This is a genomic window from Salinicoccus sediminis, assembly GCF_000986795.1.
GTDB classification, from domain to species: domain Bacteria; phylum Bacillota; class Bacilli; order Staphylococcales; family Salinicoccaceae; genus Salinicoccus; species Salinicoccus sediminis.
The window spans coordinates 1-391 of record NZ_LAYZ01000018.1 but is presented as its reverse complement, the minus strand read 5'-3'; the positions used below and the strand labels follow the sequence as shown (position 1 = coordinate 391).

The following is a 391-nucleotide window of genomic DNA, read 5'->3' as shown; positions in this document are numbered from 1 at the left end:
GCTCTTCCGATCTCGGAATAAGATCACTTATTCCGGCACAATTGAGAAGACAGGAGGAACACTATGTCCAAAGTGCAAGTAATGGACCATCCGCTGATCCAGCACAAAATGAGTTATATCCGTGATGAGAAGACATCTACAAAGGAGTTCAGGGAACTTGTCGATGAAGTCGGCATGCTGATGGCATATGAAGTGACGCGCGATCTGTCACTGGAAGATGTTGAAGTGGATACACCCGTTCAGAGGACGACGGCAAAAAGGCTGAGCGGCAAAAAGCTGGGGATTGTTCCCATACTCCGTGCCGGTCTCGGAATGCAGGAGGGAATACTGAAGCTGATTCCCTCAGCCCGGGTGGGGCATATCGGACTGTACCGTGATCCTGAGACACTGG

1 protein-coding gene is annotated in these 391 nt (G+C 50.6%); it reads left to right on the top strand.

Annotation, left to right across the window (positions count from 1 at the left end; genetic code table 11):
• Window positions 1-63: 63 nt before the first annotated feature.
• Window positions 64-391, top strand: a 328-nt coding sequence (upp, locus tag WN59_RS07920) for a uracil phosphoribosyltransferase (protein ID WP_046515418.1), incomplete at its 3' end; no start/stop codon positions are given.